This window comes from Exobacillus caeni (genome assembly GCF_005747095.1).
Lineage (GTDB): Bacteria > Bacillota > Bacilli > Bacillales > Guptibacillaceae > Exobacillus > Exobacillus caeni.
Map to the genome: position 1 here is coordinate 21,580 of NZ_SWLG01000007.1, position 14,982 is coordinate 36,561.

Consider the following 14,982-nt stretch of genomic DNA (forward strand, 5'->3'; position numbering starts at 1 on the left):
TGTCTTAGGAACGACAATAAAAGCTATAGTTCCCGAAACATTTCTTCTCTTACCTCCACCTGCATTCTTCTTTTAGCTTTTAAAGAAGGGCTGTTTTGTAACTTATTTTCCTTTTCTCCCACTTTGTTTGGCGTAGAAGGTTGTAATTCCGTTTTTAGTGCTTCCAACATGATTTTTAATAAAACAATCGTTATTGTGAAAAAAAGTATTGGAACAAGAGGTATCCAGTAATAGTTTGTAAAGAGGAATCGCAGGTTATTTCCTATTAACCCTGACCACTCATTTGAAAGAGAGACAAACACGGAGTTATTAAACATATCCTCCTTTACCAGGCCTCCACCAAAGAAAATTTTTAAAACCCCCAGGTGAGCCAGCAACAGCAGAACTTGAATGACTTCCCGAACAAAAATTAGGAGCAGCTGAGGTTTTAAAAAAGGCATGACATGTGTTTTTAAAATATGAAACTTACTCCCCCCTAATATTTTGACACTATCGATAAATTCTTGTTCCAGGATACGCTTCACTTCTTTTGCAATTGTAGAGCTTGTAATCGGAACAGCTACGAGAATTAAGATGATAAACTCGATTCCGACTCGCTCGAAAAGGCTATATGTAAACTCACTGTCTATTCCATCGAAATACCCGTCACTTTTTAAAACCCATTCAAGCAATAAAAATGTCAACAGTGATACGGGAAAATAATAAAACCCCTCTAACCACGGCTGTATCCTTTTAACGATACCAGGAAAATTCATTTGTAGAAAGGTGCCCAACACGGACGAAATGATAAAACGGAAAACAGCAACTGCCAGGGCAATCCCGAGTGTGTACTTTGCTCCCACCAAAATAATAAAAAATAAATCGTTTGAGATATTATCTGTTCCAAGTGGTGGATATTCAAAAGGAGAATAAGGAGGTTTGGAAACAAGTTCCGCTCCTTCTTCAAATCGAAGGTCCGCTTTCGGAATATGATTTTCAAAAACAACAGAGTATACGATACTGGAAAAAAGCAATAACACGATTACTCCAAAACTAAACATAAACGATTTGTTTCCCAACAGCCCTCTGATCATTCTACGATTTCCTCCCCTGTAAACCGCTTTACCAGGACGCCTGTTAACGTTTCTATTAAAAAAATCGGTAGGAAGAGCATCAAGATTCCTAGCACCGCAATTTCAAACCGGGGATTTTCAATGATGAACCATGTGATACCATAAAGATTAAAAAGGATTTCCAGCATCACTAAGTTCGAAAGCATAAAAGAGATAATGACTTTTGAATGGTTTGAAACACTTACGAGGGAATTGCGAAAGACATGAACTAATAAGATCGATCCTTTTTCCAGCCCTTTTCCTTTGGCTAACTCAACATACGGCTTTTGCATTTCATCGGTAAAGATAAGAAGCATAATCCTATAAAGCATAATCGAAGGTAGTATCGTGTACGTCACAAGCGGCAGAATAAATGGCCTCTCGTATGCACCTGCTACATCGAATACTAAGATTCCTGTTTTTTTGAATATAGCAACAAACAAAAGCTGTGTCACAACAATGATGAAAATATCGGGAATCGCTTCAAAGATCCCAACCATTCTGGAAACCGCTGTACGCATTTTAAATGGTAAATAGAAGGTTATGTAGGTAAAAGTTAATGCAACCATAAAAGATAAGAAAAATCCTAGTGCTAAGATCATGAAAGAAAACCTGTAATATTCTAAAATCGCAGGAAAAACGGAGTACTCAGCTTTTCCACCAGGATTAAAAGTAAAATCAGAAGGATGAATAATTTTTAACACCAATTCTTTCAGATTTTGCATCAGCAAGACTAAACTACCTGATATCTGCCCTTGAAATAAACTAACGATTCCTCCGATCACAACGATACTTATAACTACTTTCAAAAACCGAACAACATATTTCATTTACAACCTCCAATATTCTTTCTGTCTCTAACAATAAAGACGCAGAATACTCAATAAGGTTGCATTTTTTGAATCCTCCGTAAATAAACCGTGTTCTTTTGCAAATACTAAGTATGTTAAAACAATAAATGGAGGAGGATTTGTATGAAAAAGGACCAACAGGCGAAACAAAAATCAGATGCTATGATGAAACCGGGTTATTCAGGAACTAATGCCCAGGAAGTAAAACAAGAAATCCAAAAAGATGTAAGCGAAGGCCAGGGCGCTATGACATCCCGAGAAGCAGGCGCAATGCGCGATTAAAAAACCACTCCGAGTGGTTTTTTTGTTTCAAGAAATTAACACTTTACATCCTGCATAAGGATTGCAATAAACTTCATTTATTCAGATGATATGATTGTCTTACCAAGGAATGGGGAGGCAGTATAAATGAATGTTCGTGCAATGTTTATTGATATGGATGGAACACTTTTAAAAGCCTCAAACAATATCTCCACAAGAAATATGGAAGCCATTAATATGCTTGTTAATCAAGGAGTAAAGGTTTTTCTCGCTACTGGCCGACACTATGAAGTAACCGCTCCTTATCATAAAGAAATCGGGCTACGGACTCCGATGATCTGTTTGAACGGAGCCGCTATTCATGATGCAGAAACAGGAAAAGTTATGCAAATGAAAACAGTCAGCTTGAACGAAGAACGATTCCACCATCTAACCGCTGAAAGTCCTTGTAATGTTATTATCCATACAGTGGATGGACTTTATTGTAAGGAAGCAAATGAAGAAATCGATTACTGGACAAAAACCGGAAAAATACCGCCACGTTATATTGGAGATTTAAGACAGGCAACTTATCAAGATGTTCTTAAATATAGTGTTCGAACAGGAACACCAAATACTGAACTATCTGCTTTGTTTAAAAAGGAAGGAGAAGTCATCGATTGGAATGATGGGTTTGAGATCGTTGCTTCTAATGTTTCCAAATGGTCTGCGATAAGAAACTTGATTAACGCATTACGAATCAGCCCAAAAGAAGTTGTAGCCATTGGAGACGGACCAAACGATATCCAAATGCTACGCAATGTAGGTACCGGTGTAGCAATGGGAAATGCCAGCGAAGAGGTGAAAGCAGCAGCTGATTTTGTTACAGGTCACCACGAACATGATGGATTAGCTGATTTTATAGAACGATACCTTTGTAAATCGTTTGAAAACTATGCGATTTAGGGATGTTTTCTTAAAAAGTTATTGCAAAAACTAAGAAAATATATAGGGCGTATCCTGAAAAACCGGGATACGCCTACTATATGTTTAGTTAATTTTGCTACTTCTTTAAGTTTAATTAAGCAATTAAGATATTCTAAAGGCATTTATCGAAATTAATTCAAATCATCAATGGCCTGGTCAATACAAGAGTAGTTAGTGGTAAAACCCCTGTTTACTGCCTCCCATAAATAAAGAGAAGCAACTGTATAATGAGGATCCCAATTGCTTGAAAGTCTTTTCAGCATTTCCTTGCCATCTTCTTCTTTTCCTACTTGATAAAGCCACCTGCATCCCCGTTGCAATCCTACATCGCCTAAAGACATGACATCGGTTCTCCCCAGTGAAAAGATTAAAAACATTTCTGCTGTCCATTGTCCAATTCCTTTTACACTGGTTAGAGTTTTTATCACCTCTTCGTTCTCTAAATCTTCCAGGGTGTTCAGAAGCACTTCTTCCGATAAAACTTTTGAACTTAAATCTTTTATATAAGAAGCCTTTTGTTTCGAAATGCCAACACTTCTAAGGGTATCATCCGATAGCGTCAAGACAGCTTCAGGTGTGACTTCATCGAGAAGTTCTTGAAACCTGTTATATATTGTTCTGGCTGCTTTTAAGGATAACTGTTGGCCGATACAAGACTTTACAAGGCTTTCAAAATGGTTATTTCCAATTGCTAATGGAATGTCTCCCATCAGGCTGATTAGCTTCTTCATTTCTGGATCCGCTTCAGACAATGAATGTAGAGCCTTGTTATCAAACGGTACTAACTCACGGTCTCTCATCAAAAGCCCCCTTCTAATGAATTATGTTCCAGGAAAACCTGTCTAGTGACACGTTACCCTCTTCGTTTTTCATGCATGTATTTCATCCATTTTTTCAATTTATAACTCGTTATCACGTACCCCACACCAGAGACAACCCCTACTCCTGCAGATAACTGCAAAATCAGTTGATGCGATGTATAAATCCCCGCTCCAATCCCAAAAAGTCCAAGGAGCGCGATTTGATGTAACTGTTTCTTACGATTTTCATATAACGTGAATTGAAACTGCCTTCGCTGCTCGGTTTCTTTTATATGCTCCAACTTTTGAGGGAACTTAAGAAATTCTGTAAAAGAATAAATCGTTTTGAATATCGGTTGTGACTGTAACCAATACCAGATGAATGACCATCTGTTATTCCCCTGTTTTTTTAACCAATCCGCAAAAACCGGTTTTACTAATTCGATAATATCCTCATCCTCAGTGATCAGGAGCCGGATCATTCCTTCCGTCGTCATGAAAGACCGCCCTAAAAATACAAACCTTGTTGGGACTTGAATCGGAAGAGCTTGAATCATATCGTTCATTTCTAATTTAAGCGAAATTAAATCCATTTCTTTTAATCGTGCAGGTTGGAATGACATTAATTCAGCCAGCAGCCTTTCCATCGTACCGGGGTCTGCTTCAGGTAGCAAAAAGCCGAGTTTTGTAAAGTATTCTACCGCTTTCGTGTAATTCTTTGATAATAAACTTTCTATTAACCCTTGAAAATAGGAAGCATCTTTCTTAGTGATTTCCCCTGCCATTCCGAAATCTAACAAGATGATTTTTCCTTCCTTAGATACCAGTACGTTTCCTGAATGTGGATCCGCATGAAATATACCGGGTTCAAGCCACTGAGGGAGAAACACTTCGATCAGGCGCTGCGCTAGTTCACGGTGGCTGATATCTAATTCATTCACGCAATCCCGGTCTGTCAGCTTTATCCCGTTCACCCACTCCATCACCAACACTCTGGGTGTACAAAGCTCGAAATAAACATCAGGAATTTTGACAACTTCTTCTTCTTTAAAACGTTCCTTAAAAAATAGGAGCGTACTTTTTTCCTTTGAAAAATCGAGTTCCCGTTCAATGACTTCCTTTAATTCTTTATATAAAACCTCGAAATTTATAAAGCCTTTTGGTACTGGAACAAAATGCTGAACAAACCAAATAATAATCCGTAAAGAACGGAAATCAGTTTGTATGATAGATTGAATTTGAGGACGTTGAACCTTAATGGCAACCGAATTACCATCTTTTAAAACACCCTTGTAGACTTCTCCTATAGAAGCAGAAGCTATTGCTTTTTTATCGATAGATAGTAAGTAGTTATCAATGGGACCACCCCATTCTGTTTCAAGCGTTCTCTCAATCTCTTCCCATTCAGATGGAGGCACTTTATCAGTAAGATCTTGTATTTGGCGAATAAATCCATCGGGAAGCAGATCCGCGCGAATGCTTAATAATTGTCCGATCTTAATAAGCAATCCTTCTAATTCAAATAACGTTTTTCGAAACCTCTTCCCTATTTTTTCCCACAACTTCTCCCAGTCAGCCTCAGGTTTTCTTCTGATTTTATACCAGTAAATTTGGATGAAGAATACAAATGCCATCGATAGTACCTTGAACATCCTGTAAGATTTACTCTTTGAGCTCATCGGTCGTCACTCATTTCTTTTTTTATAACACCTATTCTACAGTTTACTTCCTCCTTAGCGGAGAAACTGACCTTTCGTTTCATCAGGCCCATCATCAGAATACTATTTTTCCCGGTTTGATAACCTATATCATTAAAAGGGAGTTTAATAAATTTTTTCAGTTGAACAAGATTCTTCGGTTTTAATTCGCATGTACTCTGGAGGTTTTCTAAGCGCAAAATGTTTTTCGATAAACATAAGTACTTCATCATTTCCAGGCAATGAAACTTGTTCTAACGCCTCACTGAATGATAACCATCTATATTCGCTATGTTCATAATTCAATTTCACTATCTGATTCTCTTTAACAAACCCAACAAATACAGGGGCAACATAAATATAGTTTTCTATAGGTGAATATATTTGATCAAACTTATTTGATGCGTATAAAGTTATGTTTGATAGTCCAGTTTCTTCTTTAACTTCTCTTAAAGCAGACTCCCAGGCCTTTTCACCTTTTTCAATACTTCCTCCAATATAACACCACACATCTTTTAGAACTGCAGTTGCTCTTTTTAAGAGTAAAACTTTGTATTCATTTTCTATCTTCTTCAACAGCACAGTTGCAACACCTGTGCATCTTATTGGAACTTCATATCTATTCAACCCAATCCTCCTCTTTAATCCTGCCCTATAGCTCAATAAAAATAGGAGCTGCCGCGAAACAACTCCTATCTTCCTCATCAACTTGCCCCGACTGTTTATGAATGTATTAATAAATAAAATTATCTCATATATTTTTCAACTAATTCAAAGCATCTTTCTTCTGTGAGATCGTTCTCCACCGTTACATATTCTAATTGTTCCATGGTGCCGCCTTTGTATTTTAGGGAGGCTTCTTTTGCAGTATGATCTCGGTAATCTATCCATTCACGTTGTTCTTTTCTTAGTTGGTCCATCTCTTCAGCAGGAAGTTGGTTTATTAGGACTCCATAAACCTCATTTAACAACCCATCCCAAACGTCGTATCTATCTCCTTCCACTTTTTTTAAAGCGTATGTCGTTTCATCTTCATTATTATTTCGTACCTTATCGATTTCTCTTTTAGTATCATTTAATTTCTTGAGATATTCTTCCTTCAAACTCTCTGTATGGTTGCTAGATAAGTCTTCTTGTTTTGCAAGATCATCGTTTGGTAAGTCTGCTTCATTTCCGTTAATATTATCGGTATCAAGAGAGTTATCTTTTGTATTTTGCCTTGCGTTATTATCTGGCGGCTGGTTGTCCAGCGTAACCTTTGACTCGTCAGTTGAGTTTCCACATGAAGCCAATATAAGGAATACTGCTGTTAACATACCTACTAAAAATTTACGATTATTTTTCATATAAAATACCTTTCTTCATCATTGATCAAGTTTTTAGGATGTTCTTTATTATTCATCGATTCCTTTTCTATGACGAATCAGAAAAGACAAAAGTTTCATTTATTCTTTACTTCAGATAAAAATCCCCTGGCCATATGCCAGGGGATTAAATTTATAACAGGAAGGTTTTTTCTGCAATTACCACTAGTATTCCTAAAAGGGCGATTGAATAGTTAAATATCCAATTGTTTTCAGTACTTACCTCTTCTGGAATCGAAAGTTTATCAAAGGCTTTTCTACGGAGTTTCGTTTCAAAGAATACCATAAAAGAGTCCTTCTTTCTATTATGTAATCGCTTTCATTGGAAACATAATAACACGGAAGACTAATTTAATCAAATATTCTGTTTATTTAAAATAACAGGAAGGTTTTTTCTGAAGTATGGTGGAGTATGGCAAGGATAACAATTTCATTTCCTTGAATCTAATTTAGAAATTTTCTTTTAATTACTGGTTTATTTTACTGCTTTTTAATGCCGTATTCTGGATAATACTCTTCAAATAGAATCTTTTCAGGTTCAATCTGAAGGTCCTCTAATTTTGTTTTCACGTCTTTCTTCCGGAGCAGGATCCGGAAAATACGTTTGACTAGCTCCTTATTTTCTTTCAGTTCTTTATCAAACGATAGGAATACCCAATTTTGTTCTATCTGCTTAAGTAAAAATGTAAACAAACGACCATTAAACACTACTGCAAAACGAATTTCTTTATCTGAAGTAACTTCAAAAAGAACTTTGTGACCCAATTAACTTCCCTCCGTATTCTTTTCTATTCTTCAAACTCTACTGTTGTAACTTGGAAATAATGAAAGGGAAAACCACAGCTTTTGTTTCTCCCAATGGAGTTGATAATTATGAGGGTACCGCCTGGTTTTAATAGGCAATATAAGAATGGACTTGATGAAGAAACGATTCAATATGCCTCAAAACGCTACCATCCTCCCAGTGTTACAGCAAGGAGATCCTTTGTCTTCGGAGCTAGTTGGCCAAATGAGACAATTCGATATCATTATAATTTCGCAACAATATTCTTCACAGATTCCACTAGAAAAATTGTGTTCCGTATTCTAAACCACATGCAAAACCAGGTGCATACGGAGCTAAAAAGTAATACCTGGCAAAATGTTCAAGGTATAATCCGATCGCAGGTCTAATAGATCAGGAATTACACGTTCTCTAACATTATTCAACACGTTCAACCATCGCTTACACTATATTCTTTCACCATTCTTTTGCTTTTCTATAAATTCAGCTAAATCTGCCTTTTTCACTCTCCAGTGTCTTCCAACTTTAAAACCGGGAATTTTCCCTTCCTGGACTAATTTGTAAGTGGTCATCTCACTGATTTGAAGATAATCTGCCACCTGTGAAATAGTAAGAATTTCGCGTTCCACTTGAAGCGCTCCTTTCGTATGCTTCCGCTTTCCCTTATTACTTTAACGTAAAAAGATTTAACGTTCAACAGATTATATTTAATTATAATAGATTATAATAAAGTTTAAAATATTTATCAGTATTATTTTACATCATATTAAACTTATGTTATCTTTTGTTTGAATTTAAATGAAAGGACACCAATATGGAAAAAGATAAAAGATTAGAGACCGAAATCAATAAGCGGCGTACATTTGCTATTATTTCCCATCCGGATGCGGGTAAAACAACACTTACTGAAAAGCTGTTATATTTAGGAGGAGCAATACGGTCCACTGGTACAGTAAAGTCTCGTAAATCGGCTAAGTTTGCTACATCGGATTGGATGGAGATCGAAAAACAACGTGGAATTTCTGTGACTTCAAGTGTGATGCAGTTTTCTTATCAGGATCACTATATCAATATATTAGATACTCCAGGGCATGAAGACTTTAGTGAAGATACCTACCGAACTCTCCTGGCTGTAGATAGCGTCGTTATGATCATAGATGCTGCTAAAGGAGTAGAAGCACAGACGAAGAAGCTCTTTAAGGTGTGCAGCGACCAGGGAATACCCATTTTCACCTTTGTTAACAAGATGGACCGAAACGGAAGAGAACCGCTGGAACTTCTGGAAGAAATCGAAGAAGTACTGGGTATTGAATCGTATCCGATGAATTGGCCGCTGGGAATGGGCCAAAACTTTAAAGGAGTCTACGACAGACAGTTAGAACAAATTGAATTTTACGAAACAAAAGATAAAGAACAAATGTTAAAGTTAGAAAAGATAAACAATTTAAATATTGAAAAGGTAATTGGAAAAGAAATGTTCAGCCAACTTCATGAAGAAATTTCACTATTAAATGAAGCTGGAAATACGTATAAGAAAGACGCCATCCAACAAGGGAAACAAACACCAGTATTTTTTGGAAGTGCTATCACCAGTTTTGGTGTCCCCTCTTTCCTCGATCATTTTATTCGATTAGCTCCGCCCCCCTCTTCTAGAGAAAGCTCTAAAGGAATAGTAAAACCTGATAAGGAGATTTTTTCAGGATTTGTGTTCAAAATACAGGCAAATATGAATCCAGCTCATCGAGACCGAATTGCTTTCTTGAGAGTTTGCTCTGGTAAATTTGAAAAAGGGATGGAAGCATGGCTTGAGCGTACAAATAAAAGTATGAAGTTATCACAGGGACAACAGTTTTTCGCTTCCGAAAGGGGAAATATCGACATAGCCTATCCTGGTGACATCGTAGGGCTCTATGATCCAGGAACCTACCAGATCGGGGATACATTGTGCGGTTCAAAAGATACGTTTTCATATGGAGACTTACCGCAGTTCTCTCCAGAACATTTTGCTAAAGTACGCGCTAAAAAGGCGTTAAAACAAAAACACTTTCATAAAGGGATAAAACAGTTGTCAGAAGAAGGGGCTGTCCAGGTTTATCGAACGGCAAAGTGGGATGAAACGGTGCTCGGTGTGGTCGGGATGCTTCAGTTTGAAATATTTGAATACCGAATGAAGCATGAATACGGCGTAGAAATACAGTTTGATTCTCTCCCACACCAGTATGCTAGATGGACTTCTAGTGAGGACATCGAATCAAAAACAAAAGGATCCTCTAATCTGTTGTTGGTTTATGATCAAAATGAGCTGCCTGTTATATTATTTGAAAACAACTTCGCATTACGATGGTTCAAAGACAAAAACCCGGATGTGCAGTTAAGAGAGTCCCGGTGAAAGGAGTGGTCTCTATGACTGATAGGTATGGTTCACTGACTGAAGAAGAGACTCGTGAACTCAAAGGGTTACAAAAGGAGCTTGGAACCATCGGGAATCTTGAAGAATTTAAAAAGTGTTATCCGCGGTTCGTTATCTTGTCAGAAAAAGCGAAGCTAACAGAAGAACATCTTTAGCATCACCAGGAATGCGAAAAGAATAATCGCGGTCGGCCGTTCACTACGTCGCACTTATCGCTTTTGTGCAAATAAAACACTCTTTTAAAAAAGAACGTTATAAAAAAGAAAATCCGAACTATGATTCAAAATTCTTTAAAAGAATTCGAATTAGTTCGGATTTTTCTTTAGCTTAATTATTTTTGTTCCAGCCTCATCATTTCTTAATGGGCACTTACTTTTTTAGTCTGTTTGTCGTGTACCGCTAGATTCTTAATGAGTACAGAACTCTCTTTGTTCACTCCGATAAGCTTTACATCTATATCACGGTCTTTAAACTTCATCACAACTTTATCCAGCGCTCCGACTGCCGAATCGTCCCAAAGATGGGCACTAGTTAAATCGATTTCAACTGCTTTAACGTCTTCAGTATAATCGAAACTTGCAACAAAGTCTGTTACAGATGCAAAGAATAGTTGTCCATCAACCTGGTAGATTCTTTTACCGTGAACTTCATCAAGATAACTCTTAACATGAACTTTAGATATTTTTGCTGCAAAGAAGACCGCACTTAAAATGATTCCCGCGAATACCCCTTTAGAAAGGTCATGTGTCGCTACAACAGTTACTACTGTTACAACCATCACTAACGCGTCTGACTTAGGCATTTTATGAAGTGTTGTTAACGAAGACCAATCGAAGGTTCCGATCGATACCATGATCATGACCCCAACGAGCGCTGCCATCGGTATCATAACAAGTACATTATTCAACACGATGATTAAGAGCAGCAAAAAGATACCGGCTACTAATGTGGAAAGACGTCCTCTCCCACCAGATTTTACGTTGATAACTGATTGTCCAATCATCGCACAACCAGCCATCCCACCAAAGAATCCAGTAACGATGTTAGCGATTCCCTGTCCTCTTGATTCCCTATCCTTATTACTCTCTGTATTTGTCATATCATCAACAATTTGGGAAGTTAATAGCGATTCTAGCAAACCTACCATTGCTAATGCTAGAGAATAAGGAAAAATAATCTTTAAGGTTTCCAGATTCAACGGAATATCTGGAATTAAAAAGACGGGTAGAGTCTGAGTAAGTTCCCCCATATCCCCAACTGTCCTCACATTACTTCCCGTAAATACCGCGACGATCGTTATGACAATAATTGCGATCAACGGGGAAGGAACTGCTTTTGTGAAGCGTGGTAAAATATATATGATTGCCAGCGCTCCAGCGACCATCGCATACATTTCCCAGGATTCTCCTGCGAAATGCGGAAGTTGGGCTGTGAAAATCAGAATTCCCAGGGCATTTACGAAACCTACCATAACCGACCGTGGCACGAACTTCATAAACCTTGCTAACTTAAACACACCAAACAAAATTTGGAGGATACCGGTTAAAATCGTAGCTGCAAATAAGTATTGCAAGCCATGATCTGCAACCAGTGTTACCATTAGAAGGGCCATTGCCCCTGTAGCAGCTGAAATCATGCCCGGCCTACCACCTACGAATGAAATAACAACTGCCATACTAAAGGAAGCATACAACCCAATCATCGGATCCACACCAGCGATGATTGAAAAAGCGATTGCTTCCGGAATCAATGCCAATCCTACTACCAAACCAGCTAGAACATCATTTTTAATGTTCCCAAACCATATTTTTTTAATTGAAGCTAAATTCAAATCTGCACCTCTCCTATGTTTTTATTTTAATGACTTTCAACTCTCATGAAAGTCGGGACCGTTTTGAACAAGAAGAATTGTAGCACGATTGCCATTAAATGCAAACTTAAATGTAAGCGTACGTCATTTTGTTTTTGCTCTTTTTTTCTACCATTTACTTAATTAATCTACACTTTTCGTAAATAACAAAAAATCTATTATTAAAAACTTCTTACTCCTTACCAAAGATTTTAGGGAATGCTTATAAACAAAAAATGGATTGAATAGAATAAATAGGCATGTTTTTATTAATACACTCACCGGCAATGATATAATTTATTTATACATCAGTTGATTTCCTTCAGCACCCTATTATAGAGGAACAGGAGGATTTAAAATTTGAACGATGAATCGATAAAGCAGCAAATACAACACGAAATAAGGCATCAGAAGCTTAGCAAGAAGACGTTCATAAAACGAACATTATTTATATTCATCGGTGCGATTTTAATGGCATTGGGAATTGAAGTGTTCCTTGTCCCAAACAGTATTATGGACGGCGGAATCGTTGGTATTTCTATTATTTTATATAGTCTGACTGGAACAAAGCTTGGTATATTTATCTTTGTCTTGAACATTCCATTTTTCTATTTGGGTTATAAGCAAATCGGAAAGACTTTTGCGGTTTCTACCCTGTTTGGTATTACTGTATTATCCATTACAACCAGCTCTCTTCATCACGTAGCAGCATTTACAGACGATATGTTGTTAGCCACTGTGTTTGGCGGAATTGTGCTGGGTAGTGGAGTAGGATTAGTAATACGCTATGGTGGAGCGTTGGATGGCAGTGAAATTCTGGCTATCTTGTTAAACAAAAAGTTTCCGTTTTCTGTCGGGGAATTCATTATGGTCTTTAATATTTTCATTTTTGGATGGGGCGGATTTGTCCTTGGATGGGACCGTGCAATGTATTCGATTCTCGCTTATGTAATTGCATTTAAAACGATCGATATTGTTATCGATGGTTTCGATGAATCCAAATCCGCCTGGATAATCAGTGATAAAGCACAGGAAATCGGGGATGCTGTCTTAGCCCGCTTAGGACGCGGTGTTACCTACCTCAGAGGAGAGGGCGGCTATTCGGGGGATGACAAGAAAGTGATCTTTTGTATTGTGACCAGACTTGAGGAAGCAAAGTTAAAGTCAATCGTTGAAGAAATGGATTCATCTGCCTTTTTGGCTGTTGCTGATATCAACGAGGTTCGTGGTGGAAGGTTTAAGAAAAGGGACATTCATTAAGGGAAAAAGCATATCCTCTTACCAAACCCGGGGTTGGTAAAAGGATATGCTTTTATAAATTTTGCTTATAATTACCAAGTACCTTTCATCACTTTCTGATTATACTCACTTTTCAACTAACACGTTCCCTTCGCTATCTAAAATTTCATAATGAAGATATTGAAAGCTGTTAGAAACATCCTGTGGTATTTTTTGATACACAACATCTTTTTCATTTATATTTGCAGTCGATGTATAAAGGAGGTTATTACTTTTATCCTCTAAAGAATAGTGTACGAACTTTGCATTTGGATAATTAAACACTCCTCCCCAAAAAGCACTTAGTGAACTTTCTCCAAATTGTCGTGTTGATATTCCTATTGCATCCATAGACGATTAAGAAACAACCAGGTTTCACAATCTATTAATTCTTCTTGATATCTTGAGGATGATTTTTTGTTGTTTTAAATGAAAAAGGGATATCTACATTTCCTGGATATCCCTCACATTCTTACTTGAATAACGACAGCATTGATCCTACCTGCTTCATCATATTGATTCCATTAGAAATTGTCCCAACATGTGACATCATTTTGCTTAAGTTACCGGTCAATCCTGGTTTTTGTTCTGGTTGTGATCCGTATTGATTCCAGAGATTGGGTCCCTGTGGTAAGTTCCCGGGAGGACGTCCAAATGGAGGGCGCTGCGGAAATTGCGAGAAAGATCCTGGTCGATTGTTCGGTGGGAAAAAAGGCATCTATATCACCTCACAAACTTTTTTAATTCAGAAACATGATACAGTTGTACACTATCTACTCTATGTATAGGTAGTCTGTCTGCTTGTGCGGTGTCCATGAATCAGTAACAATACTAAAAATTAGGCACTGGCAAACTACTATCTTCTAGACTGCTTTTTCATCAATTCAGTTAATTCATCGAGTTTCTGTATAAGTTTCTCATCATTATGTGTTTTGGTCTTCATGAACTGGAGAACCGTCACTAACAAATATATTACAAATCCCCAGAAAGCTAAATACATGAAAAATAACATATGTCCCCCCTATTTAGTAGGTGGCCTGCTTTCATCCTTTGATATCAGGCCGTTCTTTAATCAGTTTTGCTAAAGACCTTAACAGTTCAATCACTAAAAAAACACCTCCATTGACCAGCGTAAGCAATCCTATTAATGCTCCGGCAAATCCTGCTCCTTCTCCTGTTCCATTTCCGTTATGGCTGTAAAAAAATAAATACCCGCTTAAAAAGCCAAACACAGGTGCAATGAGAATCATGATGATACCAGCAACTAAAAGTGTCAGTCTTCCTCTTTTTAGTTGGATAAAGAAAATGATATTAAGGGTAAAAAGAGCCAATGCAAATATTAATAAGATTAAAACGGCCATATTTAGAATTGGCACCATCCCTCCCTGTTCATCTATTAGTGAATTATATTCCTATGTATACGATTATTCCCTTCAATCTGCTAAAAGTCGTCCTACAAACAAAGACGACGCTACAATGATATGGTTTCACGATGCCATTAGATCGGCTTTCAATTTTCACTTTGAGTAATTATGGAAGACAAAAGATAAGTTTATAAAGGATTCCAATTTGGGCTCCTAAATTAATTATTACTAATCACTAGCACATTCCACGGCAAAAAACTGTTTTGC

20 protein-coding genes are annotated in these 14,982 nt (G+C 37.4%); 6 read left to right on the forward strand and 14 right to left on the reverse strand.

All coding sequences use genetic code 11. From position 1 onward, the window contains the following. Positions 1 to 23: 23 nt before the first annotated feature. Positions 24 to 1,073, reverse strand: coding sequence for a peptide ABC transporter permease (locus FCL54_RS10885; protein WP_138126306.1), 1,050 nt, complete (start codon positions 1,071 to 1,073; stop codon positions 24 to 26). Further along, positions 1,070 to 1,921 carry an ABC transporter permease subunit gene (locus tag FCL54_RS10890; protein ID WP_138126308.1) on the reverse strand — a complete coding sequence of 284 codons (852 nt, stop codon included), beginning with the start codon at positions 1,919 to 1,921 and terminating at the stop codon, positions 1,070 to 1,072. Before FCL54_RS10890 ends, FCL54_RS10885 begins: the two co-directional genes overlap by 4 nt. 144 nt (positions 1,922 to 2,065) lie before the next feature. Between FCL54_RS10890 and FCL54_RS23950 the strand changes: the two genes are divergently transcribed. Together FCL54_RS23950 and FCL54_RS10895 are read left to right on the forward strand one after the other, a co-directional pair. After that, positions 2,066 to 2,224 carry a hypothetical protein gene (locus tag FCL54_RS23950; protein WP_171016783.1) on the forward strand — a complete coding sequence of 53 codons (159 nt, stop codon included), beginning with the start codon at positions 2,066 to 2,068 and terminating at the stop codon, positions 2,222 to 2,224. 126 nt (positions 2,225 to 2,350) lie between these two features. Then, a complete protein-coding gene (locus FCL54_RS10895; protein ID WP_138126310.1) occupies positions 2,351 to 3,148 on the forward strand; it encodes an HAD family hydrolase in 798 nt (265 codons plus the stop codon). A gap of 152 nt (positions 3,149 to 3,300) precedes the next feature. Here FCL54_RS10895 and FCL54_RS10900 read toward each other — a convergent pair whose 3' ends face one another. From FCL54_RS10900 to FCL54_RS10920, 6 genes are all read right to left on the reverse strand, one after another. Beyond that, positions 3,301 to 3,969 carry a DNA-3-methyladenine glycosylase family protein gene (locus FCL54_RS10900; protein WP_138126312.1) on the reverse strand — a complete coding sequence of 223 codons (669 nt, stop codon included), beginning with the start codon at positions 3,967 to 3,969 and terminating at the stop codon, positions 3,301 to 3,303. Between the two features lie 53 nt (positions 3,970 to 4,022). Continuing rightward, positions 4,023 to 5,648 carry an ABC1 kinase family protein gene (locus tag FCL54_RS10905; protein WP_138126314.1) on the reverse strand — a complete coding sequence of 542 codons (1,626 nt, stop codon included), beginning with the start codon at positions 5,646 to 5,648 and terminating at the stop codon, positions 4,023 to 4,025. Between the two features lie 144 nt (positions 5,649 to 5,792). Further along, positions 5,793 to 6,371, reverse strand: a complete 579-nt coding sequence (locus tag FCL54_RS10910; RefSeq protein ID WP_138126316.1) for an NUDIX hydrolase — start codon at positions 6,369 to 6,371, stop codon at positions 5,793 to 5,795. A 41-nt stretch (positions 6,372 to 6,412) separates the two neighbouring features. Continuing rightward, entirely contained in the window at positions 6,413 to 7,012 is a 600-nt protein-coding gene (locus FCL54_RS10915) for a lysozyme inhibitor LprI family protein (RefSeq protein WP_138126318.1), read from the reverse strand. A 151-nt stretch (positions 7,013 to 7,163) separates the two neighbouring features. After that, positions 7,164 to 7,316, reverse strand: a complete 153-nt coding sequence (locus FCL54_RS23955) for a hypothetical protein (RefSeq protein WP_171016784.1) — start codon at positions 7,314 to 7,316, stop codon at positions 7,164 to 7,166. A 194-nt stretch (positions 7,317 to 7,510) separates the two neighbouring features. Beyond that, on the reverse strand, positions 7,511 to 7,795 hold the full coding sequence (locus tag FCL54_RS10920; protein WP_138126320.1) for a hypothetical protein: 285 nt from the start codon (positions 7,793 to 7,795) through the stop codon (positions 7,511 to 7,513). 108 nt (positions 7,796 to 7,903) lie between these two features. Between FCL54_RS10920 and FCL54_RS10925 the strand changes: the two genes are divergently transcribed. Then, on the forward strand, positions 7,904 to 8,203 hold the full coding sequence (locus FCL54_RS10925) for a hypothetical protein (protein WP_171016785.1): 300 nt from the start codon (positions 7,904 to 7,906) through the stop codon (positions 8,201 to 8,203). A gap of 57 nt (positions 8,204 to 8,260) precedes the next feature. Here FCL54_RS10925 and FCL54_RS10930 read toward each other — a convergent pair whose 3' ends face one another. Beyond that, positions 8,261 to 8,443, reverse strand: coding sequence for a helix-turn-helix domain-containing protein (locus FCL54_RS10930; protein WP_138126324.1), 183 nt, complete (start codon positions 8,441 to 8,443; stop codon positions 8,261 to 8,263). Positions 8,444 to 8,628: 185 nt separating this feature from the next. Between FCL54_RS10930 and FCL54_RS10935 the strand changes: the two genes are divergently transcribed. Next, positions 8,629 to 10,203 (forward strand): peptide chain release factor 3, encoded by a 1,575-nt coding sequence (locus FCL54_RS10935; protein WP_138126326.1) that lies wholly within the window; start codon positions 8,629 to 8,631, stop codon positions 10,201 to 10,203. Between the two features lie 14 nt (positions 10,204 to 10,217). Continuing rightward, positions 10,218 to 10,379: a hypothetical protein gene (locus FCL54_RS23960; protein ID WP_171016786.1), complete on the forward strand. Its 162-nt coding sequence runs from the start codon at positions 10,218 to 10,220 to the stop codon at positions 10,377 to 10,379. A 203-nt stretch (positions 10,380 to 10,582) separates the two neighbouring features. On the opposite strand, the gene FCL54_RS10940 is transcribed toward FCL54_RS23960, so the two are convergent. Continuing rightward, positions 10,583 to 12,055, reverse strand: a complete 1,473-nt coding sequence (locus FCL54_RS10940; protein WP_138126328.1) for a SulP family inorganic anion transporter — start codon at positions 12,053 to 12,055, stop codon at positions 10,583 to 10,585. 405 nt (positions 12,056 to 12,460) lie between these two features. Between FCL54_RS10940 and FCL54_RS10945 the strand changes: the two genes are divergently transcribed. Next, the gene (locus FCL54_RS10945) at positions 12,461 to 13,333 is read left to right on the forward strand and encodes a YitT family protein (protein ID WP_425467123.1); all 873 of its coding nucleotides are present in this window, start codon (positions 12,461 to 12,463) and stop codon (positions 13,331 to 13,333) included. Positions 13,334 to 13,438: 105 nt separating this feature from the next. On the opposite strand, the gene FCL54_RS10950 is transcribed toward FCL54_RS10945, so the two are convergent. The 4 genes from FCL54_RS10950 to FCL54_RS10960 all read right to left on the reverse strand — a co-directional run bounded on the left by FCL54_RS10950 (position 13,439) and on the right by FCL54_RS10960 (position 14,727). Next, entirely contained in the window at positions 13,439 to 13,636 is a 198-nt protein-coding gene (locus FCL54_RS10950) for a hypothetical protein (RefSeq protein ID WP_171016787.1), read from the reverse strand. 187 nt (positions 13,637 to 13,823) lie between these two features. Beyond that, a complete protein-coding gene (locus tag FCL54_RS10955) occupies positions 13,824 to 14,069 on the reverse strand; it encodes a hypothetical protein (protein WP_138126332.1) in 246 nt (81 codons plus the stop codon). A 138-nt stretch (positions 14,070 to 14,207) separates the two neighbouring features. Continuing rightward, positions 14,208 to 14,363, reverse strand: a complete 156-nt coding sequence (locus tag FCL54_RS23965) for a hypothetical protein (RefSeq protein WP_171016788.1) — start codon at positions 14,361 to 14,363, stop codon at positions 14,208 to 14,210. Between the two features lie 31 nt (positions 14,364 to 14,394). Next, positions 14,395 to 14,727 carry an inner-membrane translocator gene (locus tag FCL54_RS10960; protein WP_246055215.1) on the reverse strand — a complete coding sequence of 111 codons (333 nt, stop codon included), beginning with the start codon at positions 14,725 to 14,727 and terminating at the stop codon, positions 14,395 to 14,397. Positions 14,728 to 14,982 lie beyond the last annotated feature (255 nt).